Source organism: Escherichia sp. SCLE84 (assembly GCF_012584495.1).
In the GTDB taxonomy this organism is placed as follows: Bacteria; Pseudomonadota; Gammaproteobacteria; order Enterobacterales; family Enterobacteriaceae; genus ECMA0423.
Map to the genome: position 1 here is coordinate 4,890,228 of NZ_CP051430.1, position 22,595 is coordinate 4,912,822.

22 protein-coding genes, 1 tRNA gene and 1 pseudogene are annotated in these 22,595 nt (G+C 52.3%); 17 read left to right on the plus strand and 7 right to left on the minus strand.

The window, feature by feature from the left end; translation table 11 throughout:
* Positions 1–6 precede the first annotated feature (6 nt).
* From napG to ccmH, 12 genes are read left to right on the plus strand one after another with little or no spacing between them, the layout of a single operon-like run.
* Complete coding sequence (gene napG, locus HGD79_RS23700) at positions 7–702, plus strand: ferredoxin-type protein NapG (RefSeq protein ID WP_000091291.1); 696 nt, start codon at positions 7–9, stop codon at positions 700–702.
* Positions 689–1,552, plus strand: coding sequence for a quinol dehydrogenase ferredoxin subunit NapH (gene napH, locus HGD79_RS23705; protein WP_000013515.1), 864 nt, complete (start codon positions 689–691; stop codon positions 1,550–1,552). The genes napG and napH overlap by 14 nt, the downstream gene beginning before the upstream one ends.
* Positions 1,549–1,998: a nitrate reductase cytochrome c-type subunit gene (napB, locus tag HGD79_RS23710; RefSeq protein ID WP_000835177.1), complete on the plus strand. Its 450-nt coding sequence runs from the start codon at positions 1,549–1,551 to the stop codon at positions 1,996–1,998. Before napH ends, napB begins: the two co-directional genes overlap by 4 nt.
* Before the next feature lie 9 nt (positions 1,999–2,007).
* Positions 2,008–2,610, plus strand: coding sequence for a cytochrome c-type protein NapC (napC, locus tag HGD79_RS23715; RefSeq protein WP_000528376.1), 603 nt, complete (start codon positions 2,008–2,010; stop codon positions 2,608–2,610).
* Between the two features lie 12 nt (positions 2,611–2,622).
* Positions 2,623–3,246 (plus strand): cytochrome c biogenesis heme-transporting ATPase CcmA, encoded by a 624-nt coding sequence (ccmA, locus tag HGD79_RS23720; RefSeq protein ID WP_000525587.1) that lies wholly within the window; start codon positions 2,623–2,625, stop codon positions 3,244–3,246.
* Positions 3,243–3,905: a heme exporter protein CcmB gene (ccmB, locus tag HGD79_RS23725; protein WP_000971730.1), complete on the plus strand. Its 663-nt coding sequence runs from the start codon at positions 3,243–3,245 to the stop codon at positions 3,903–3,905. Before ccmA ends, ccmB begins: the two co-directional genes overlap by 4 nt.
* A 41-nt stretch (positions 3,906–3,946) precedes the next feature.
* A complete protein-coding gene (gene ccmC, locus HGD79_RS23730; RefSeq protein ID WP_001295447.1) occupies positions 3,947–4,684 on the plus strand; it encodes a heme exporter protein CcmC in 738 nt (245 codons plus the stop codon).
* Positions 4,681–4,890: a heme exporter protein CcmD gene (gene ccmD, locus HGD79_RS23735; protein ID WP_000186540.1), complete on the plus strand. Its 210-nt coding sequence runs from the start codon at positions 4,681–4,683 to the stop codon at positions 4,888–4,890. Before ccmC ends, ccmD begins: the two co-directional genes overlap by 4 nt.
* Positions 4,887–5,366 carry a cytochrome c maturation protein CcmE gene (gene ccmE / locus HGD79_RS23740; protein WP_001026418.1) on the plus strand — a complete coding sequence of 160 codons (480 nt, stop codon included), beginning with the start codon at positions 4,887–4,889 and terminating at the stop codon, positions 5,364–5,366. The genes ccmD and ccmE overlap by 4 nt, the downstream gene beginning before the upstream one ends.
* On the plus strand, positions 5,363–7,306 hold the full coding sequence (ccmF, locus tag HGD79_RS23745; RefSeq protein WP_016244867.1) for a cytochrome c-type biogenesis heme lyase CcmF: 1,944 nt from the start codon (positions 5,363–5,365) through the stop codon (positions 7,304–7,306). The genes ccmE and ccmF overlap by 4 nt, the downstream gene beginning before the upstream one ends.
* Positions 7,303–7,860, plus strand: a complete 558-nt coding sequence (gene dsbE / locus HGD79_RS23750) for a thiol:disulfide interchange protein DsbE (RefSeq protein WP_000824439.1) — start codon at positions 7,303–7,305, stop codon at positions 7,858–7,860. The genes ccmF and dsbE overlap by 4 nt, the downstream gene beginning before the upstream one ends.
* The gene (ccmH, locus tag HGD79_RS23755) at positions 7,857–8,909 is read left to right on the plus strand and encodes a cytochrome c-type biogenesis thiol:disulfide oxidoreductase CcmH (RefSeq protein ID WP_001211568.1); all 1,053 of its coding nucleotides are present in this window, start codon (positions 7,857–7,859) and stop codon (positions 8,907–8,909) included. Before dsbE ends, ccmH begins: the two co-directional genes overlap by 4 nt.
* A gap of 34 nt (positions 8,910–8,943) precedes the next feature.
* Here ccmH and narP read toward each other — a convergent pair whose 3' ends face one another.
* Positions 8,944–9,591: a nitrate/nitrite response regulator protein NarP gene (narP, locus tag HGD79_RS23760; RefSeq protein ID WP_001113637.1), complete on the minus strand. Its 648-nt coding sequence runs from the start codon at positions 9,589–9,591 to the stop codon at positions 8,944–8,946.
* A 319-nt stretch (positions 9,592–9,910) separates the two neighbouring features.
* On the opposite strand from narP, the pseudogene yejO reads away from it, so the two are divergent.
* Positions 9,911–12,502: pseudogene (gene yejO / locus HGD79_RS23765) on the plus strand (autotransporter YejO).
* A gap of 103 nt (positions 12,503–12,605) precedes the next feature.
* On the opposite strand, the gene HGD79_RS23770 reads toward yejO, so the two are convergent.
* The 3 genes from HGD79_RS23770 to HGD79_RS23780 form a co-directional block, all read right to left on the minus strand.
* Positions 12,606–12,682, minus strand: a tRNA-Pro gene (locus HGD79_RS23770).
* Between the two features lie 74 nt (positions 12,683–12,756).
* On the minus strand, positions 12,757–14,517 hold the full coding sequence (yejM, locus tag HGD79_RS23775; protein ID WP_168848521.1) for an LPS biosynthesis-modulating metalloenzyme YejM: 1,761 nt from the start codon (positions 14,515–14,517) through the stop codon (positions 12,757–12,759).
* Positions 14,518–14,536: 19 nt separating this feature from the next.
* On the minus strand, positions 14,537–14,764 hold the full coding sequence (locus HGD79_RS23780; protein WP_001135667.1) for a YejL family protein: 228 nt from the start codon (positions 14,762–14,764) through the stop codon (positions 14,537–14,539).
* A gap of 181 nt (positions 14,765–14,945) precedes the next feature.
* Here HGD79_RS23780 and yejK point away from each other — a divergent pair, with 181 nt between their 5' ends.
* Positions 14,946–15,953, plus strand: coding sequence for a nucleoid-associated protein YejK (yejK, locus tag HGD79_RS23785; protein WP_000050789.1), 1,008 nt, complete (start codon positions 14,946–14,948; stop codon positions 15,951–15,953).
* Between the two features lie 138 nt (positions 15,954–16,091).
* On the opposite strand, the gene rplY is transcribed toward yejK, so the two are convergent.
* Entirely contained in the window at positions 16,092–16,376 is a 285-nt protein-coding gene (gene rplY / locus HGD79_RS23790; protein ID WP_000494183.1) for a 50S ribosomal protein L25, read from the minus strand.
* Between the two features lie 124 nt (positions 16,377–16,500).
* Positions 16,501–18,261, minus strand: coding sequence for a DEAD/DEAH box helicase (locus HGD79_RS23795; protein WP_000578076.1), 1,761 nt, complete (start codon positions 18,259–18,261; stop codon positions 16,501–16,503).
* A gap of 148 nt (positions 18,262–18,409) precedes the next feature.
* On the opposite strand from HGD79_RS23795, the gene rsuA reads away from it, so the two are divergent.
* From rsuA to HGD79_RS23810, 3 genes are all read left to right on the plus strand, one after another.
* Positions 18,410–19,105: a 16S rRNA pseudouridine(516) synthase RsuA gene (gene rsuA, locus HGD79_RS23800; RefSeq protein ID WP_001234850.1), complete on the plus strand. Its 696-nt coding sequence runs from the start codon at positions 18,410–18,412 to the stop codon at positions 19,103–19,105.
* A gap of 27 nt (positions 19,106–19,132) precedes the next feature.
* Complete coding sequence (bcr, locus tag HGD79_RS23805) at positions 19,133–20,323, plus strand: multidrug efflux MFS transporter Bcr (RefSeq protein ID WP_000213360.1); 1,191 nt, start codon at positions 19,133–19,135, stop codon at positions 20,321–20,323.
* Positions 20,324–20,656: 333 nt separating this feature from the next.
* Complete coding sequence (locus HGD79_RS23810) at positions 20,657–21,001, plus strand: YejG family protein (protein WP_000202798.1); 345 nt, start codon at positions 20,657–20,659, stop codon at positions 20,999–21,001.
* A 3-nt stretch (positions 21,002–21,004) separates the two neighbouring features.
* On the opposite strand, the gene yejF is transcribed toward HGD79_RS23810, so the two are convergent.
* Positions 21,005–22,594: a microcin C ABC transporter ATP-binding protein YejF gene (gene yejF, locus HGD79_RS23815; protein ID WP_168848522.1), complete on the minus strand. Its 1,590-nt coding sequence runs from the start codon at positions 22,592–22,594 to the stop codon at positions 21,005–21,007.
* Position 22,595 lies beyond the last annotated feature (1 nt).

A 22,595-nucleotide genomic window follows, 5' to 3' on the forward strand; every position in this document is an offset into this window, starting at 1 on the left:
GCCATTATGTCCCGGTCAGCGAAACCTCAAAATGGTCGCCGCCGCTTTCTGCGCGATGTCGTTCGCACAGCAGGCGGGCTGGCTGCCGTGGGTGTGGCGCTGGGGTTACAACAGCAAACCGCACGCGCATCTGGCGTGCGGTTGCGCCCGCCCGGAGCCATAAACGAGAACGCCTTTGCCAGTGCCTGTGTGCGTTGCGGTCAGTGTGTTCAGGCTTGCCCTTACGACACCTTAAAACTGGCGACGCTGGCTTCTGGCCTGTCGGCGGGCACGCCATATTTTGTCGCACGGGATATTCCTTGCGAAATGTGTGAGGACATTCCGTGCGCCAAAGTGTGCCCAAGCGGTGCGCTGGATCGTGAGATTGAATCGATCGACGACGCGCGGATGGGGCTGGCGGTACTGGTGGACCAGGAAAACTGTCTCAACTTTCAGGGGCTGCGCTGCGATGTTTGTTATCGCGAATGCCCGAAAATTGATGAGGCCATCACCCTGGAGCTGGAGCGCAACACGCGTACCGGTAAGCACGCCCGCTTTCTGCCGACGGTTCACAGCGACGCCTGTACCGGTTGCGGTAAGTGCGAAAAAGTATGCGTGCTGGAACAACCGGCAATCAAGGTGTTACCGCTGTCACTGGCGAAAGGGGAGTTAGGTCACCATTACCGCTTCGGTTGGCTGGAGGGGAACAATGGCAAATCGTAAACGTGACGCCGGGCGCGAGGCGCTGGAGAAAAAAGGCTGGTGGCGCAGTCACCGTTGGCTGGTGTTACGTCGCCTTTGTCAGTTCTTCGTGCTGGGGATGTTTTTGAGCGGTCCATGGTTTGGTGTGTGGATCTTGCACGGCAACTACAGCAGTAGCCTGTTATTCGACACCGTTCCGCTGACCGATCCGCTGATGACGCTGCAAAGTCTTGCCAGTGGTCATCTGCCTGCCACGGTGGCGTTGACCGGTGCGGTGATTATCACCGTGCTCTACGCCCTGGCGGGAAAGCGATTATTTTGCAGCTGGGTCTGCCCGCTGAACCCGATTACCGACTTAGCGAACTGGTTACGCAGGCGCTTTGACCTCAATCAGTCTGCGACGATCCCTCGCCACATTCGCTACGTGCTGTTGGTGGTCATTCTGGTGGGATCAGCCTTAACTGGCACGCTCATTTGGGAATGGATCAACCCCGTTTCTCTGATGGGGCGCAGCCTGGTAATGGGCTTCGGCAGCGGCGCGCTGCTTATTCTCGCGCTGTTTTTATTTGATCTACTGGTCGTTGAACACGGCTGGTGCGGGCACATTTGTCCGGTTGGCGCGCTGTATGGCGTGCTGGGTAGCAAAGGTGTGATTACCGTTGCGGCCACCGATCGGCAGAAATGTAACCGCTGTATGGATTGTTTTCATGTTTGCCCGGAACCGCATGTGCTACGTGCCCCGGTGCTGGATGAACAAAGCCCGGTGCAGGTCACCAGCCGCGATTGCATGACGTGCGGTCGCTGCGTGGATGTCTGTTCTGAGGATGTATTTACAATAACTACACGATGGAGTTCGGGAGCGAAATCATGAAAAGCCATGACCTGAAGAAAGCGCTGTGTCAATGGACGGCGATGCTGGCCCTGGTGGTAAGCGGCGCGGTTTGGGCGGCTAATGGCGTCGATTTTAGCCAGTCGCCGGAAGTATCCGGGACACAGGAAGGGGCCATTCGGATGCCAAAAGAGCAGGAACGGATGCCGCTGAACTATGTGAATCAGCCGCCAATGATCCCGCATAGCGTTGAAGGTTATCAGGTAACGACCAATACCAACCGCTGCTTGCAGTGCCACGGTGTCGAAAGTTATCGCACCACTGGCGCGCCGCGTATCAGTCCTACTCACTTTATGGACAGCGACGGCAAAGTGGGCGCGGAAGTGGCTCCGCGTCGTTATTTCTGTCTGCAATGTCACGTACCGCAGGCCGATACCGCGCCAATCGTGGGGAATACCTTTACCCCATCAAAAGGTTACGGGAAATAAGAGGTTATTATGGGAAATTCTGACCGTAAGCCTGGTCTGATTAAGCGCCTGTGGAAATGGTGGCGTACCCCCAGCCGTCTGGCGCTGGGGACGCTGCTGTTGATCGGTTTTGTTGGCGGCATCGTCTTCTGGGGTGGCTTTAACACCGGGATGGAAAAAGCCAATACCGAAGAGTTCTGCATTAGCTGCCACGAAATGCGCAACACGGTGTATCAGGAATACATGGATTCCGTGCACTACAACAACCGTAGCGGCGTCCGTGCGACCTGTCCGGATTGTCACGTTCCGCACGAGTTTGTGCCGAAGATGATACGCAAGCTCAAAGCAAGTAAAGAGCTGTATGGTAAAATTTTTGGCGTTATTGACACGCCGCAGAAATTTGAAGCTCATCGTCTGACGATGGCACAGAATGAGTGGCGGCGCATGAAGGACAATAACTCGCAGGAGTGCCGTAACTGTCACAACTTCGAGTATATGGATACAACCGCCCAGAAATCGGTTGCCGCGAAGATGCATGACCAGGCGGTGAAAGATGGGCAAACCTGTATTGATTGCCATAAAGGGATAGCGCACAAGCTGCCCGATATGCGTGAAGTCGAGCCAGGTTTTTAACAGGGTTATTGCGTGGGTATGCTTGAAGCCAGAGAGTTACTTTGTGAGCGGGATGAACGAACCTTATTTAGTGGCTTGTCATTTACGCTGAACGCAGGAGAGTGGGTACAAATCACCGGTAGCAACGGCGCGGGGAAGACAACGCTTCTCCGTTTGCTGACGGGGTTGTCTCGCCCTGACGCAGGCGAGGTTCTCTGGCAAGGGCAGCCCTTGCATCAGGTACGCGACAGCTACCATCAAAACCTGTTATGGATAGGCCATCAGCCGGGGATCAAAACCCGGCTGACGGCGTTAGAAAATCTGCACTTTTATCATCGCGATGGCGATACCGCACAATGTCTGGAAGCCCTGGCGCAGGCCGGGCTTGCCGGATTCGAAGATATTCCTGTAAATCAGCTCTCGGCCGGGCAACAACGCCGCGTCGCTTTAGCGCGTCTGTGGCTGACCCGTGCCACGTTATGGATCCTCGACGAGCCTTTTACCGCGATTGACGTTAACGGCGTCGATCGTCTGACCCAGCGTATGGCGCAGCATACGGAGCAGGGGGGGATTGTGATTCTGACTACCCACCAGCCGCTCAACGTTGCTGAAAGTAAAATTCGCCGCATTTCACTGACGCAAACGAGGGCCGCATGATGTTCTGGCGCATTTTCCGTCTTGAGCTGCGTGTAGCGTTTCGCCATAGCGCCGAAATCGCCAACCCGCTGTGGTTCTTCCTGATTGTAATTACCCTTTTTCCGCTCAGTATCGGTCCGGAGCCGCAACTGCTGGCGCGTATTGCACCGGGCATTATCTGGGTTGCTGCGCTGCTTTCATCCTTGCTGGCGCTGGAACGACTGTTCCGTGACGATTTGCAGGACGGCAGTCTTGAACAATTGATGTTGTTGCCGTTACCCTTGCCCGCCGTTGTGCTGGCGAAGGTGATGGCGCACTGGATGGTAACCGGTCTGCCGTTACTCATCCTTTCGCCACTGGTAGCAATGCTACTGGGAATGGATGTTTATGGCTGGCAAGTGATGGCGCTGACGCTGCTGCTGGGAACGCCTACGCTTGGCTTTCTCGGTGCACCGGGCGTGGCGCTGACAGTGGGACTTAAGCGCGGTGGTGTGCTGCTCAGCATACTGGTGTTACCGCTGACTATCCCATTACTCATCTTCGCCACCGCCGCGATGGACGCGGCTTCCATGCATTTGCCCGTTGACGGGTATCTGGCAATTTTAGGCGCGTTGCTGGCAGGCACCGCGACATTAAGTCCTTTTGCGACGGCGGCAGCGTTACGAATCAGCATTCAATAACGCTGGATTACTGATTTTTGTTCGAGTCTGGTATCGAAACTATGTGGAAAACACTGCATCAACTGGCGATCCCACCACGGCTGTATCAAATCTGTGGCTGGTTTATACCGTGGCTGGCAATTGCCAGTGTGGTCGTGCTTACCGTCGGCTGGATCTGGGGATTCGGCTTTGCTCCGGCTGATTATCAGCAGGGAAATAGCTACCGCATTATCTACCTGCATGTGCCTGCGGCGATCTGGTCGATGGGCATTTATGCATCAATGGCAGTGGCAGCGTTTATTGGCCTTGTCTGGCAGATGAAAATGGCCAACCTGGCGGTGGCGGCGATGGCCCCCATTGGTGCCGTGTTTACCTTTATTGCCCTGGTTACCGGCTCTGCATGGGGAAAACCGATGTGGGGCACCTGGTGGGTATGGGATGCACGTCTGACTTCTGAACTGGTGCTGCTTTTTTTGTATGTGGGTGTGATTGCCCTGTGGCACGCCTTCGACGACCGCCGTCTGGCGGGCCGTGCGGCAGGTATCCTGGTGCTGATTGGCGTGGTGAATCTGCCGATTATTCATTACTCCGTGGAGTGGTGGAACACCCTGCATCAGGGATCAACGCGGATGCAGCAAAGTATCGATCCGGCGATGCGTTCGCCGCTGCGCTGGTCGATTTTTGGCTTCCTGCTCCTGTCTGCCACGCTGACGCTGATGCGGATGCGTAATTTGATTTTGCTGATGGAAAAACGCCGTCCGTGGGTGAGTGAACTGATACTGAAAAGAGGCCGTAAATGACCCCTGCATTTGCTTCCTGGAATGAATTTTTCGCAATGGGCGGTTACGCCTTTTTTGTCTGGCTGGCGGTGGTGATGACCGTTATTCCGCTGGTGGTTTTGGTCGTGCACTCGGTGATGCAGCATCGCGCAATTCTGCGTGGTGTGGCGCAACAGCGGGCGCGTGAGGCGCGTTTACGTGCTGCGCAACAGCAGGAGGCTGCATGAATATTCGCCGTAAAAACCGCTTGTGGATTGCCTGTGCTGTTCTGGCAGGGTTGGCACTGACTATCGGTCTGGTGCTATATGCGCTGCGCTCGAATATCGATCTCTTTTATACGCCGGGGGAAATTCTCTACGGCAAGCGTGAAACTCAGCAAATGCCGGAAGTCGGTCAGCGTCTGCGCGTTGGCGGGATGGTGATGCCGGGTAGCGTGCAGCGCGATCCCAATTCGCTAAAAGTAACTTTCACCATTTACGACGCTGAAGGTTCAGTAGATGTCTCTTACGAAGGCATTTTGCCGGATCTGTTCCGTGAAGGGCAGGGCGTTGTGGTGCAGGGCGAACTGGAAAAAGGCAATCATATCCTCGCAAAAGAAGTGCTGGCGAAACACGACGAAAACTACACGCCGCCAGAAGTTGAGAAAGCGATGGAAGCCAATCACCGTCGCCCGGCGAGTGTTTATAAGGACCCAGCATCATGATGCCGGAAATTGGTAACGGGCTGCTGTGTCTGGCGCTAGGAATTGCGCTGCTGCTGTCCGTGTATCCGCTATGGGGCGTAGCGCGCGGAGATGCGCGCATGATGGCGTCTTCCCGCTTGTTTGCCTGGCTGCTGTTTATGTCTGTGGCTGGCGCATTTCTGGTACTGGTCAATGCCTTCGTGGTCAACGACTTCACCGTCACCTATGTTGCCAGCAACTCCAATACCCAGCTTCCGGTGTGGTATCGCGTGGCGGCTACCTGGGGCGCGCATGAAGGCTCGCTCCTGCTGTGGGTGCTGCTGATGAGCGGCTGGACCTTTGCGGTAGCGATTTTTAGTCAGCGTATTCCGCTGGATATTGTGGCCCGCGTACTGGCGATAATGGGGATGGTCAGCGTCGGCTTTTTGCTGTTCATTCTCTTTACCTCTAACCCGTTCTCACGCACGTTGCCGAACTTCCCGATTGAAGGGCGCGATCTTAACCCGCTGTTACAGGATCCGGGGCTGATCTTCCATCCGCCTCTGCTCTATATGGGGTACGTGGGGTTCTCGGTGGCGTTTGCTTTTGCCATTGCTTCTTTGTTGTGCGGGCGTCTGGACAGCACTTATGCGCGTTTTACTCGTCCGTGGACGCTGGCGGCGTGGATCTTCTTGACGCTCGGCATTGTGCTCGGTTCCGCATGGGCCTATTACGAACTCGGCTGGGGCGGCTGGTGGTTCTGGGATCCGGTAGAAAACGCCTCGTTTATGCCGTGGCTGGTGGGGACTGCGCTGATGCACTCACTGGCGGTCACTGAACAACGCGCCAGCTTCAAAGCGTGGACATTACTGCTGGCAATCAGTGCCTTCTCGTTGTGTCTGCTAGGGACTTTCCTGGTGCGTTCCGGCGTGCTGGTATCGGTACACGCGTTTGCCTCTGATCCGGCACGCGGTATGTTTATCCTCGCCTTTATGGTACTGGTGATTGGTGGTTCGCTGCTGCTGTTTGCCGCGCGTGGACACAAAGTTCGCTCACGCGTAAACAATGCGCTGTGGTCGCGGGAATCTCTGCTGTTAGCGAACAACGTTTTGCTGGTCGCCGCGATGCTGGTGGTATTACTGGGGACGCTGCTGCCGCTGGTGCACAAGCAACTGGGACTGGGCAGTATTTCGATTGGCGAACCGTTCTTCAACACCATGTTTACCTGGCTGATGGTGCCGTTTGCGCTGCTGCTTGGTGTCGGTCCTCTGGTGCGCTGGGGGCGCGATCGCCCACGTAAAATCCGCAATTTATTGATTATCGCCTTCATCTCAACGCTGGTGCTGTCGCTGCTGCTGCCGTGGCTGTTCGAAAGCAAAGTTGTGGCGATGACGGTGCTCGGCCTGGCAATGGCCTGCTGGATTGCTGTGCTGGCAATTGCGGAAGCTGCGCTGCGTATTTCACGTGGCACGAAAACCACCTTCAGTTATTGGGGAATGGTGGCGGCTCACCTTGGGCTGGCAGTGACAATTGTTGGCATTGCCTTTAGTCAGAACTATAGCGTTGAGCGTGATGTGCGCATGAAGTCCGGCGATAGCGTCGATATTCATGAATATCGCTTCACCTTCCGTGATGTCAAAGAGGTGACTGGCCCGAACTGGCGTGGCGGTGTGGCGACTATCGGCGTAACGCGAGAGGGTAAACCGGAAACAGTGCTGTATGCGGAAAAACGTTATTACAACACTGCCGGGTCGATGATGACCGAAGCGGCGATTGACGGTGGCATCACGCGTGACCTGTACGCCGCGCTCGGTGAAGAGCTGGAAAACGGCGCGTGGGCTGTGCGTCTTTACTACAAACCATTTGTTCGCTGGATTTGGGCGGGCGGGCTGATGATGGCGTTGGGCGGACTGCTGTGTCTGTTTGATCCTCGCTATCGTAAGCGCGTGAGTCCGCAAAAAACTGCGCCGGAGGCTGTATGAAGCGCAAAGTATTGTTAATTCCGTTGATTATCTTCCTGGCGATTGCCGCGGCGCTGCTGTGGCAGTTGGCGCGTAATGCCGAAGGGGATGATCCGACCAATCTGGAATCGGCGCTCATTGGCAAGCCTGTGCCGAAGTTTCGTCTCGAATCACTGGACAATCCGGGGCAGTTTTATCAGGCGGATGTGCTGACTCAGGGCAAACCAGTGCTGCTTAACGTCTGGGCGACCTGGTGTCCGACCTGCCGTGCGGAACATCAATATCTGAATCAGCTTTCTGCGCAGGGCATCCGAGTGGTCGGCATGAACTATAAAGACGATCGCCAGAAGGCAATCAGCTGGCTGAAAGAGCTGGGCAATCCTTACGCGCTAAGCCTGTTTGATGGCGACGGCATGTTAGGGCTGGATCTCGGTGTCTATGGCGCGCCAGAAACCTTCCTTATTGACGGCAACGGCATCATTCGCTATCGCCATGCGGGCGATCTCAATCCTCGCGTCTGGGAAGAAGAGATCAAGCCGCTGTGGGAGAAATACAGTAAGGAGGCCGCACAATGAGGTTTTTATTGGGCGTGCTGATGTTGATGATCTCCGGCTCAGCGCTGGCGACCATCGACGTGTTGCAGTTTAAAGATGAAGCACAGGAACAACAGTTCCGTCAGCTCACTGAAGAACTGCGCTGCCCGAAATGCCAGAATAACAGCATTGCCGATTCCAACTCGATGATTGCCACCGACCTGCGCCAGAAAGTGTATGAACTGATGCAGGAAGGTAAAAGTAAGAAAGAGATTGTCGATTATATGGTGGCGCGTTACGGCAACTTCGTCACTTACGATCCGCCGTTAACGCCGCTGACCGTGCTGCTGTGGGTGCTGCCAGTAGTGGCTATTGGCATTGGCGGTTGGGTCATTTACGCCCGCTCGCGGCGTCGGGTACGCGTGGTGCCGGAAGCGTTTCCTGAACAAAGCGTGCCGGAAGGTAAGCGTGCCGGATATGTCGCTTATTTGCCGGGCATTGTGGTGGCGTTAATTGTGGCTGGCGTCAGCTACTACCAGACCGGAAATTATCAACAGGTGAAAATCTGGCAGCAGGCCACGGCACAGGCTCCGGCGTTGCTGGACAGGGCGCTGGATCCGAAAGCCGATCCGCTCAACGAAGAAGAGATGTCGCGTCTTGCGCTGGGGATGCGTACTCAACTGCAAAAAAATCCGGGAGATATAGAAGGCTGGATTATGTTGGGCCGCGTTGGCATGGCGCTGGGTAACGCTAGTATCGCCACCGATGCATACGCTACTGCGTATCGCCTCGATCCGAAAAACAGCGATGCCGCACTGGGTTATGCTGAAGCGTTGACACGTTCATCTGATCCCAACGACAACCGCCTCGGCGGCGAACTGCTGCGCCAGTTGGTGAGAAGCGACCACAGCAATATCCGTGTGTTAAGCATGTATGCGTTTAATGCCTTTGAGCAGCAGCGATTTGGCGAAGCCGTTGCCGCGTGGGAGATGATGTTGAAACTCTTACCTGCCAACGATACTCGCCGTGCGGTGATTGAACGTAGTATCGCGCAGGCGATGCAACATTTGTCGCCGCAGGAGAGTAAATAAAAAGAGGCCCGATGGTGATGCCATCGGGCTATTTTTATTGTGCCCCGCGTTGTTGCAGGAACAGAATGGTGGCTGCCACGCGTGAGCGGACATTGAGTTTGCGCAGCAGATTGCGAATATGTACTTTTACTGTCTGCTCTGAAATATTCAACACCGAGGCAATCTGTTTATTTGACAGCCCCTGTGCCAGCTCGTGCAGAACATCCAGCTCGCGCTCCGTCAGCACGCTGAAGGGATCTTCTTCCGCGCCAAACATTTCACGTTCACGTAAGTACTGATTGACGCGTTCGCTAAAGACTTTGCTGCCTTTCGCTCCAGCACGAATTGCTTCCAGCAATACTTCCGGGTCGCTGTCTTTCAACAGATAACCGTCTGCGCCTGCGTCTATCAGTGCAAAGACATCGCTGGAGGCATCTGATACGGTCAGGATAATAATTTGCGCGGTAACGCCATCCCTGCGCAAGGCATTGAGGGTATCCAGGCCACTCATACCTTTCATATTGAGATCCAGCAAGATCACGTCGATATCCAGTCTATTCGCCAGATCGATCGCGCTCGCGCCGTCGCCCGCTTCGGCGACCACTTCAAAGCCAGGATCAAGCTCCAGTAACTGACGAACACCGCGTCGCATAAGTGGATGATCATCCACAATCATCACCTGAAAAGGCGTTGCTTCAGGCATAGTAGTCTCCTGAGGTTTTATTAGAATCATTATGTTTGAGCGTAGCGTTGGTAACGCTACCAGGCGCGTGAATGTTACCCCATTTTATGTATGGACATGTAGTGAAAACTACAACCTTGTCGTTCGCTTTGGCATCATTTTCATTATAAAGACGGAATTTTGCATCAGCTTCTCATCAAGAAAAACAACTAAAAAATCAATCACAATACTTGTGCATTTCTTTAAACAGTTTTTAAAAACTGACTCCGGGTATGGAGCTATGGGTATTTTCCGTACCCAATGCTTTTAACAGCAATTAATTTCATAGGATGAAAGCTCAATTCATCAATCTGGTTCTGTTTCTCTTTGTCGTTCCGCAATATCTGTTCTGGTGGCTACAGCGTTATATTCACCCATAGCATTGGCATCAACAGTTGAGTATGGTGAGACAGTTGATGGTGTTGTCCTGGAAAAAGATATCCAGCTGGTTTATGGGACCGCCAATAATACGAAAATCAATCCTGGCGGAGAACAGCATATAAAAGAATTTGGTGTAAGTAGTAATACTGAAATTAAAGGAGGGTATCAGTACATTGAAATGAATGGTACCGCAGAATACTCAGTATTAAATGACGGTTATCAAATTGTTCAAATGGGTGGCGCGGCAAACCAGACTACCCTCAATAATGGTGTGCTACAGGTTTATGGCGCAGCGAATGATCCCACGATTAAAGGCGGGCGCTTAATCGTTGAAAAAGATGGGATTACCGTCCTTGCCGCTATCGAAAAGGGAGGATTACTGGAGGTTAAAGAGGGGGGATTAGCGATTGCGGTAGATCAGAAAGCAGGCGGTGCTATTAAAGCAAGCACGCGGGTCATGGAGGCATTCGGAACAAACCGTCTCGGTCAGTTCGAAATCAAGAATGGTATTGCTAACAATATGCTGTTGGAAAACGGCGGAAGTTTGCGAGTTGAAGAAAATGACTTCGCTTATAATACTACTGTAGATAGTGGCGGCTTACTGGAGGTTATGGATGGCGGGACTGTAACTGGCGTTGATAAAAAAGCAGGCGGAAAATTAATTGTCTCAACGAATGCGCTGGAAGTGAGTGGTACAAACAGTAAAGGCCAATTTAGTATAAAAGATGGTGTGTCAAAAAATTATGAACTGGATGATGGTTCCGGGCTCATTGTTATGGAGGACACGCAGGCCATTGATACTATCCTTGATGAGCATGCCACTATGCAATCGCTGGGAAAGGATACTGGTACGAAAGTGCAGGCAAATGCGGTATATGATCTCGGTCGATCAGATCAGAATGGAAGTATCACGTATTCCTCAAAAGCCATCTCTGAAAATATGGTTATCAACAATGGCCGCGCTAACGTCTGGGCTAGCACAATGGTTAACGTTTCAGTCAGAGGGAATGATGGCATTCTTGAGGTCATGAAGCCGCAAATAAATTATGCACCCGCAATGTTGGTGGGTAAGGTAGTGGTTTCTGAGGGCGCTTCTTTTAGAACGCATGGTGCCGTGGATACCAGCAAAGCGGACGTTTCGCTCGAAAATAGCGTATGGACCATCATTGCCGATATCACTACGACGAACCAAAACACCCTCCTCAACTTAGCCAACCTTGCGATGTCTGACGCAAATGTGATTATGATGGATGAGCCAGTGACTCGTTCATCAGTGACGGCAAGTGCGGAAAATTTCATTACGTTGACCACCAATACCCTGTCGGGAAACGGCAATTTTTATATGCGTACCGATATGGCTAATCATCAGAGCGATCAGCTCAACGTCACCGGTCAGGCAACAGGTGATTTCAAAATATTCGTGACGGACACCGGTGCCAGCCCGGCAGCAGGAGATAGCCTTACACTGGTAACAACGGGCGGCGGTGATGCTGCATTTACGTTGGGCAATGCCGGAGGCGTTGTTGATATCGGTACGTATGAATATACCTTGCTGGATAATGGCAACCATAGCTGGAGTTTGGCAGAGAATCGCGCGCAAATTACCCCTTCAACCACTGATGTGCTGAATATGGCGGCAGCACAACCGCTGGTATTTGATGCAGAACTGGACACCGTGCGTGAGCGTCTTGGTAGCGTAAAAGGCGTTAATTACGATACGGCGATGTGGAGTTCGGCAATTAACACCCGCAACAACGTGACCACTGGTGCGGGCGCTGGCTTTGAGCAAACATTGACCGGGCTGACGCTCGGTATCGATAGCCGTTTCTCCCGTGAAGAAACCAGCACAATTCGCGGCTTGTTCTTTGGTTACTCTCATTCTGATATTGGTTTTGATCGCGGCGGCAAAGGCAATGTCGATAGCTATACCCTGGGGGCTTATGCCGGTTGGGAGCATCAGAACGGTGCCTATGTTGATGGAGTGGTGAAAGTTGACCGTTTTGCCAACACCATCCATTGCAAGATGAGTAATGGGGCAACAGCGTTTGGCGATTACAATAGTAACGGCGCGGGTGCTCATGTCGAGAGCGGGTTCCGTTGGGTTGACGGATTGTGGAGTGTTAGACCCTATCTGGCCTTTACCGGCTTTACCACAGATGGTCAGGACTACACGTTATCAAACGGCATGCGCGCGGATGTGGGAAATACCCGGATATTACGCGCTGAAGCGGGAACGGCGGTAAGCTATCACATGGACCTGCAAAACGGTACGACGCTGGAACCCTGACTGAAAGCCGCCGTGCGTCAGGAATACGCCGATTCTAACCAGGTGAAAGTTAATGACGATGGCAAATTTAATAATGATGTGGCTGGAACCCGTGGCGTTTATCAGGCTGGGATAAGGTCATCGTTTACCCCGACGTTAAGCGGTCATTTGTCAGTCAGCTATGGCAATGGCGCAGGGGTAGAATCGCCGTGGAATACTCAGGCGGGTGTGGTCTGGACGTTCTGATAACAAAAAATAAACAGGCTGTGATGTGTCACGGTCTGTTTATCGAATTAATTGCAGATATAAAAAAAACCAACCGTAAAGGTTGGTTTTTTCTTGGGATTTTTGGTCGGCACGAGAGGATTTGAACCTCCGACCCCCGACACCCCATGACGGTGCGCTACCAGGCTGCGCTACGTGCCGACTCGTGGCTGCTAATACTACCGTTTTCCACACCGATTGCAAGTAAGATATTTTGCTAACTGATTTATAATTAATCAGTTAGCGATAAAACGCTTCTCGTCTGTCAGCACTTGCAATAACAAACTTAACTGTGGTTTTTCATCTTTCACTCTTTCACCACGTAAGTTGTAAGTGCGGTATTTACCGTTATTGTTCAGCACCAGCGTCTTTTTCGGGGTGGTAATTGCCAGCGTATCGTTATCCGCTGCAGTAACCCAGTAATGACGGCGTTGAGGGTTGAACAAATCCTGACCTTGCGAATATTCGCTGGCAGGTGTGCTGACATGTAGCAGGCGTTGCATCAGCGTCGTCATCAGATCGGTATGATCAGTCAGAGCATTAATACGCTGCGCCGGCGTGCCTGGCCAGTGAATCACTAATGGCACCTGCAGATGACCGTGGGACCAGTCAAAGGTTTCTTCGTCTTCGCTCAGCGGAATACCCCGACCGGCAGTGATAATCACCACCGTATTGTCCAGTTTGCCAGAATCACGCAGTGCATTGAGCACGCGGTTGATCTGGTCATCGACATTGCCTGCCGCCCGGCTATATTTCCGTGCAAATGCCTGCTGATTGCTGTCGTCAATGTTAGTGCCATTGAAAGAGACCCACGAGAACCAGCGGTTATCTTCTTGTGCGTAGCGGCCCAGCCAGTTGATCCACTGCGTGGCGGTCTGCTCGTCGGATTGGGTGCGTACGCTCGGCATCGAGAAATCTGACAACAATGCCTGGCGATACAGCGGACTGGTAAAGCCATCTGATGAGAATAATCCCAGCTGATAGCCTTGCTGATTAAGCGCAGTAATTAACGCCGCAGGAGTACGGGTCGACAGAATGCCGTCCATATAGCTCGGCGAGATGCCATAGAACAGGCCAAAGATGCCGTTGTCTGTAGTGTTGCCGGAGCTCATATGGCGCGTGAACGAAATATTTTGCTCAGCAAAACCTGCCAGCGCAGGCATCTGCTTCTCGAAGCGTGAGTAGTTCAGGCCATCGACAGTAATCAACAGCACATTCTGCCCGGTGCCCATATCGCGATAGCGCAGTTCGCTTAACGGATACTGAACGGAAACGGCGTCTGGATTACCTTGATCAATAAGACGGCGTTGATACTCCTGCGCATCAAGCAGACCATGCTTCTCAAGAAAACGTCGCGCTGTCATCGGGTACGAAAGCGGCAGGTTAGCGCGCTGCATGGTGATCGGGCGATAGAAGTTGGCATCGGCCCAGATATACACCACATGCGAGGCGATAAAGGCGATAAATAAGAATGCGGCCAGCGGGCGCGCGAAGCGCCGACGACGCGTCAGGCTGCGCAGCTTTTGCCAGCTCCACGTCGCAAACACCAGTTCAAGCAATAAAATAACCGGCACGCTGATGAACATCAGCTGCCAGTCGCGCGCCATCTCATTTTCGTCTGGGTTGATAACCAGTTGCCAGACGATGGGATTAAGATGGAGATGGAAACGAGTAAAGACTTCGCTATCGATCAGTAATAGCGTCATTCCCGCCGTTGCCAGAATGACGGACAAAAACCTCATCAGCCTCTGGGAGCCGACGATAAAGGTCAGCGGGAAGAGGATCAGCAAGTAGGTGGCGAACACCAGGAAGCTGAAATGGCCGATAATGCTTACGTAGGAATAAATGCGACCAGCAAGCGTTGTCGGCCAGTCGGCGATAAACAGGTAACGGCTGCCAATGACGAGCGAAAGCAGAATATTGAACAGTGCAAACCAGTGCCCCCAACTGACCATCTGGGAGACTTTTTCACGGTAGCGCTGACGATGAGTTACCATAACCTGTTATCTGTTTCCCTTAGTGCGCTTTGTCTTCGTTGATAGAGGACTGTAAGGCGCGGGCAAAAGAGTTGGCAATTGCCTGGCGTTGGGCCGGGGCAATGCTGGTATTGATAAGGTTAGTGACCATGTTGCCTAACACCATCAGGGAAAGGTCGGTCGGAGCCTTATGTTTTTCCAGTACGTTGAGCAGCTCTGCGAGCAATTGTTCAACCTGTTCATCACTGTAGCGGGAAATTTGTGGCATAAATCGAAATCAGTTAGTTGATGAAAGGGCAACATATTACCGTAGCAACGGTTTTTTTTCTGCTTTTTTATGCGTTAAATCATTCTCGTTACGCTGCCTTCTGTAAAATGACCGCCATCTTTTATTGCGTCGCTTAACCGGCGGTGGTTGAATACCGCCCGGTCTTAAAGGAGAGTTTATCATGAGTCTGGATATCAACCAGATTGCTCTGCACCAGCTTATCAAGCGTGATGAGCAGAACCTTGAGCTGGTGTTGCGCGATTCATTGCTGGAACCGACAGAAACCGTCGTTGAGATGGTGGCAGAACTGCATCGGGTCTATAGCGCCAAAAATAAAGCTTACGGCTTGTTTAGCGAAGAGAGTGAACTGGCGCAGACGCTGCGCTTACAGCGTCAGGGCGAAGAGGACTTTCTGGCATTTAGCCGCGCGGCAACCGGGCGCCTGCGTGACGAATTAGCGAAATATCCTTTTGCTGACGGTGGATTCGTGCTGTTTTGCCACTACCGTTATCTGGCGGTGGAGTATCTGCTGGTGGCAGTTCTGAGCAACCTGAGCAGTATGCGCGTTAACGAAAATCTCGACATCAATCCAACCCATTATCTTGATATCAATCATGCGGATATTGTTGCGCGTATCGATTTAACCGAATGGGAAACCAATCCAGAGTCCACCCGCTATCTCACTTTCCTGAAAGGGCGAGTAGGGCGCAAAGTGGCGGATTTCTTTATGGATTTCCTCGGGGCCAGCGAAGGGTTAAACGCGAAAGCGCAAAACCGTGGGCTGTTGCAAGCGGTTGATGATTTCACTGCCGAAGCACAACTGGATAAAGCAGAGCGACAGAACGTGCGCCAGCAGGTTTATAGCTACTGTAATGAGCAGCTGCAGGCAGGCGAAGAGATCGAACTGGAGTCGCTGTCGAAAGAGCTGGCAGGCGTCAGCGAAGTGAGTTTCACGGAGTTTGCGGCTGAAAAAGGCTACGAACTGGAAGAGAGCTTCCCGGCAGACCGTAGCACACTGCGTCAGTTGACGAAGTTTGCCGGTAGCGGCGGTGGCTTGACTATTAACTTTGATGCGATGCTGTTAGGTGAACGCATCTTCTGGGATCCGGCAACCGATACCCTGACCATTAAAGGCACGCCGCCGAATTTGCGTGACCAATTGCAGCGCCGGACGTCTGGCGGCAATTAATCGGTTTTGTGTTCTGAATGCCAGATGCGGCGTGAACGCCTTATCTGGCCTGCAAAAAATAGCAATACCGTAATCAGGCATAATCTGCAGATACAAAAAACCCCGCCGGAGCGGGGTTTTTTACAACTTATTCAGCAATTAAGCGCGAACGAAGTCGATGTGCTGCAGCTTCGGTTTGTACGGGTGACGCTGTACGTCCTGAGCTTTAACTTTGATTTCTTTACCGTCAACAACGATGGTCAGAACTTCGCTGTAGAATTCAGCTTTAGCTTGCATGTTCATGACTTTGTCGTGATCCAGCTCGATAGCCAGCGGCGCTTCTTTGCCACCGTAGATGATTGCCGGGAACTTGTTAGCGGCACGCAGGCGGCGGCTCGCACCCTTACCCTGCTCTTTACGTACTTCTGCGTTGATAGTAAACATTTCTTTCTCTCTTAAATTAATCCTGCTACAGGCGACCCAGCAACAGGTAAGTGATCTGCTTTGCGTATGCAAAAGCGGGCGAGATTCTATACTCAATCGCTTTATACATCAATCAAAACTACCATTAACCGCGTAATTCGTGCGCCCGACGAAAACGACCTTCGTAATCGAACACTTTTTCACGCACTTGCCAGTACTGACCTTTCATGCGGGCAACGACAAAATCCGGGTGTCGCAATAAGGCTTGCTGGGCGAGGATATCGGCGGCGGTGATCCAGCGCAGAGGGATGCCCGGTGTGCGCGTATGCGGGCGGATAAAAAGCTGCTCGAAGGCAGTTCGCTGGGCGGGCGTTTGCAGACGGAAACGCTCACTCACATCCGCGCCGTCTTCATCGTAATAGGTGATTTTCAACCATTCGCCTTTCTCGTCGTGCTCATGCTGCAAAGACATGCCGCTACAGCGTAATACCAGCGCATCTTTCAGTCGTAGCGCCGCTTTTAACATATCATCCGGATCAACCAGTACCGTGTCACATTCGCGGCAGCGGCGAGCGGCAATATCATTTTCTGCGTTACATTGCGGGCAATTTTTAAAACGGAAACGGAAGTCACACTGTTCGCGATGACCGTCGTCATCTTCAAACCATCCCTGACAGCGGCGACCAAAGTGTTCAATCAATGTCCCGTCGGCGGTCGTTTTCCCCCAAAAGGTGTTGGCAAAACCGCAGGCAGGGCAGAAAACCTGTACCGGAACGTTGTCACTTTTGCCTTTCGGTGTACCAACTTCCGGCGCGTAGAGATCGTGAGGATTACCCGCATAATCAAGAATTAAACAATCAGTCTTGCCCGGAGCGAGACGCAGACCGCGCCCGACAATTTGTTGGTAAAGACTCACTGATTCGGTAGGGCGCAGAATGGCGATAAGATCGACGTGCGGGGCGTCAAATCCGGTGGTCAGTACTGCGACGTTGACCAGATAGCGAAAACGCTGGGCTTTAAAATCTTCAATTAACACATCGCGCTCAGCGCCGGGGGTGTCGCCAGTAATCAGTGCAGCATCTTCGGCAGGCAGTAATCCCACAATCTCTTTTGCGTGTTCAACGGTGGCGGCGAAAATCATTACCCCTTTGCGCTTTTCGGCGAACTCCATGATCTGGCTGATGATATGTGGCGTAATGCGTTGCTGTTTTTTCAGCTCACGGTTGAGATCAGCTTCGCTGAACAGCCCGTTACTCTGTGCCTGCAAGCGGCTGAAATCGTATTGCACTACTGGCATATCCAGTCGTTCTGGCGGCGTCAGATAGCCGTGTTTAATCATATAACGCAGCGGCAGCTCATAAATGCAGTCACGGAAAAGGGCTTTCTCATCGCCGCGTACCATGCCGTGATAATGGAACTGGTAGATCCAGCCTTTGCCCAATCGAAAAGGCGTGGCAGTCAGCCCCAGCAGGCGTAAGTGGGGATTCACTTTAGTCAGGTGAGTGAGGATTTGCTGATACTGGCTCTCTTCATCGTCACCAATACGGTGGCATTCATCGACAATCAACAGCGAAAATTCACCCTGAAAGGCATCAAGATTACGAGCGACCGACTGCACGCTGCCAAATACCACTTTACCGTGGCTCTCTTTGCGCTTTAACCCAGCGGCAAAAATATCGGCTTCCAGCCCCAGCGCCTGATACTTTGCATGGTTTTGCGCCACCAGTTCTTTGACGTGTGCCAGCACCAGAACACGACCACGCGCCAGCCGTGCCAGTTCGGCAATCACCAGGCTTTTACCTGCGCCGGTGGGCAGCACGATAACGGCAGGGGTTTTATGACGACGAAAATGGTTGAGCGTGGCATCCACGGCTTCTTGCTGATATGGGCGGAGTGTAAAAATCATGGTCTCGCGTAGGTAGATTATTCTGCTAATAGTATGCCATGGATCTTTTTCCCTTGAGGGATGTTATTAGACCGCTATACTGGGCAGACAACAGTTCAGATTTTCGGGTCAATGCCCGACCTCCGTTTTTACAGGCAAAATCACACACATGCGACTTGATAAATTTATCGCACAGCAACTCGGCGTTAGCCGTGCTATTGCCGGGCGTGAAATCCGCGGCAATCGTGTCACCGTCGATGGCGAAATTGTTCGTAATGCAGCGTTCAAACTGCTTCCTGAACATGATGTCGCTTACGATGGCAACCCGCTGGCGCAGCAACATGGTCCACGTTACTTCATGCTCAATAAGCCTCAGGGCTATGTTTGCTCCACGGACGACCCTGATCACCCAACGGTGCTCTATTTTCTGGATGAACCGGTAGCCTGGAAACTGCACGCCGCAGGACGTCTGGATATCGATACCACCGGTCTGGTGCTGATGACTGATGATGGTCAGTGGTCGCACCGCATTACTTCTCCGCGCCATCATTGCGAGAAGACCTATCTGGTGACACTGGAATCACCTGTAGCTGACGATACGGCAGAGCAATTTGCTAAAGGCGTGCAGCTGCATAACGAAAAAGATCTCACTAAGCCTGCGGTGCTGGAAGTGATTACCCCAACGCAGGTTCGTCTGACCATCAGCGAAGGGCGTTATCATCAGGTGAAACGCATGTTCGCCGCTGTGGGTAACCATGTGGTTGAGCTGCATCGTGAACGTATTGGCGGTATTACGCTGGATGCTGATTTAGCCCCCGGTGAATATCGTCCGTTAACTGAAGAAGAAATTGCCAGCGTCGTCTAACTTTTCCATGACTTTCAGGAGCCCGTTGTGACCACCCGACAGCATTCGTCGTTTGCTATTGTTTTTATCCTTGGCCTGCTGGCCATGTTGATGCCGCTGTCGATTGATATGTATCTGCCCGCGCTACCGGTAATTTCAGCGCAGTTTGGCGTACCTGCGGGCAGTACGCAGATGACCCTCAGTACTTATATTCTGGGCTTTGCGTTGGGGCAGTTAATCTACGGGCCGATGGCAGACAGCTTCGGGCGTAAGCCGGTGGTGCTCGGCGGTACGCTGGTGTTTGCCGCCGCCGCGGTGGCGTGTGCGTTGGCAAACACCATCGATCAGCTGATTGTGATGCGTTTCTTCCACGGGCTGGCTGCGGCTGCGGCCAGCGTGGTCATTAACGCCCTGATGCGCGATATTTACCCGAAAGAAGAGTTCTCGCGGATGATGTCGTTTGTCATGCTGGTGACCACTATTGCACCGCTGATGGCACCGATTGTCGGCGGTTGGGTGCTGGTGTGGCTGAGCTGGCATTACATCTTCTGGATCCTGGCATTAGCGGCGATTCTGGCTTCGGCAATGATTTTCTTCCTGATTAAAGAAACCTTACCACCGGAGCGTCGCCAGCCTTTTCACATTCGTACCACTATTGGTAACTTTGCGGCGCTGTTCCGTCATAAGCGTGTCCTGAGTTATATGCTTGCCAGTGGTTTCAGCTTTGCCGGGATGTTCTCGTTCTTAAGCGCCGGACCGTTTGTCTACATTGAAATTAACCACGTCGCGCCGGAAAACTTTGGTTATTACTTTGCACTAAACATTGTTTTCCTGTTCGTGATGACCATTTTTAACAGCCGCTTCGTTCGCCGCATTGGCGCGTTAAATATGTTCCGCTCGGGGTTGTGGATACAATTTATTATGGCAGCGTGGATGGTCATCAGTGCGCTGCTGGGGCTGGGATTCTGGTCGCTGGTGGTTGGCGTTGCGGCGTTTGTGGGCTGCGTGTCGATGGTGTCATCCAATGCGATGGCGGTCATTCTTGATGAGTTTCCCCATATGGCGGGAACGGCATCTTCGCTGGCAGGAACCTTCCGTTTTGGCATAGGGGCAATTGTTGGCGCATTGCTTTCTCTTGCGACCTTTAACTCTGCATGGCCGATGATTTGGTCAATTGCATTCTGCGCAAGCAGCTCCATTCTCTTCTGTCTGTACGCCAGTCGACCGAAAAAACGGTGATCTATTGCACAACGAGGAAGCTAAAAGGCTTCCTTTGTTGATGCATGTCAACCACAAATCTATCATTCCCCCCGATATATGTTTATTTTATGTAAAATCAATTTATGTAAAAAGTCACATCATTGTAGTTAAAAAGGTTGAGTTAGATCGCAGAAACGGGTACATATAGCCCCGCAAACGTGACCACGCCCGCAGATATTACTTAAATCAGAGCCATAGAGGCCACGCAGGCGAGGCATCAATCTTTACGATCTGTATAAAGACGGATTGTTGATGATGTGTTAAAATTGATGTAAACAAATTGTGAAGTGAATGTACTTCCGGGGAAAATAAGTGACTTCATTACAACTCTCAATCGTCCATCGACTGCCGCAGAACTATCGCTGGTCTGCTGGTTTCGCAGGTTCGAAGGTTGAACCGATTCCGCAAAATGGACCGTGCGGTGACAACAGCCTGGTGGCGCTTAAATTGCTTAGCCCGGATGGTGATAATGCATGGTCGGTGATGTATAAACTAAGCCAGGCGTTAAGCGACATCGAAGTTCCATGTTCGGTGCTGGAGTGTGAAGGTGAGCCGTGCCTGTTTGTAAATCGCCAGGACGAGTTTGCTGCAACATGCCGATTGAAAAATTTTGGTGTGGCAATTGCCGAACCCTTTTCAAACTACAATCCTTTTTAAGCGTCAGCTCAACGCCAGTAGCTGACGCGTATACTCCTGCTGCGGTGTGGCAAACACGCGCGCGCACGGTCCTTGTTCCACTACTTCCCCTTGTCGCAGTACGATAACCTGATGACATAACGCGCGGACAACGTGCAAATCGTGGCTGATAAACAAATAGGCCAGTTGATGCTTTTGTTGCAATGATTTCAATAGCGTCAATATTTGCGCCTGTACCGTTTTGTCGAGTGATGATGTCGGTTCATCAAGTATGATCAGCGAGGGCTTAAGAATTAATGCCCTGGCAATCGCAATACGTTGTCGCTGACCACCAGAGAACTCCGCCGGATAACGGTGGCGTGTTTCAGGATCTAATCCCACTTCATGCATCACGGCTATCACTTGTTGTTCGCGTTGTGCGGCAGAAAGCGTCGGCTGGTGAACCCGTAAGCCTTCCTCAATAATCTGCAAAACGTTGAGTCGTGGGTTGAGCGAGGAGTTTGGATCCTGAAATACCACCTGAATGCGATGACGAATAGGTAACAGCTGGCGGCGATTTAAATTTTGCAGTGGCTGACCGTCAAAGATGATGCTGCCCTGAGAATTAATCAGTCGCAGCAGCGCCAGTCCCGTCGTACTTTTCCCGGAACCGGACTCGCCCACTAAACCCAGTGTTTCACCCGCTCGTAGCGTAAAACTGATGTTTTTCACCACCACATTATGATCCACAATGCGCTTCAAAATCCCTTTGCGAATGGGGAAGGCAACCTGAAGCTGTTCAACATCCAGCAACGTTGAGGCAGGTTCTGGCAACGGCACTGGATCGCCTGACGGTTCACTGTTGAGTAGCTTTTGTGTGTAAGGATGAGTGGGTGATGCAAATAGCGTAGCGGCGTAATTTTGCTCGACACAGCGACCGTTTTGCATTACCGCCACGCGGTGGGCCAGTTTTCTGACAATGCTGAGGTTATGAGTAATAAACAGCATGCCCATATTCAGCTCGCCTTGCAGTTCGCGCAACAGCTGTAAAATCTGCGCCTGGACAGAGACGTCCAGTGCGGTGGTCGGTTCATCGGCAATTAATAATTCCGGTCGCGTTAACAGCTCCATCGCAATCATCACCCGCTGGCGTTCGCCGCCGGAGAGCTGATGCGGATAATCTGTCAGCCGTTTTGCCGCCTGGCGGATACCAACGCGATCAAGGCAGTTAAGAATTTCGCCACGAGCCGCTTCCCGACGCATCCCGCGGTGGAGTGAAAGCACTTCATAAAGCTGTTTTTCCAGGGTATGCAATGGATTTAACGACACCATCGGTTCCTGAAAAATCATGGCGATCTTATTACCGCGTACACCGCGCAACGTTTGATCGCTGACATGAAGCAGCGATTCGCCATGAAAACGAATATCGCCGGAGAGATATTCAACCGGCGGGGAAGGGAGCAGGCGTAAAATTGACAGCGCGGTAACGCTTTTGCCTGAACCTGACTCACCCACCAGCGCCAGCGTTTCGCCAGCCTCAATCTGTAGTGAAACATCATTGACTACTGTACGTACGGTTTGCTGATGGCGAAAACCCACCGACAAATTTTCAATCGCTAACAGAGTTTGCGTCATG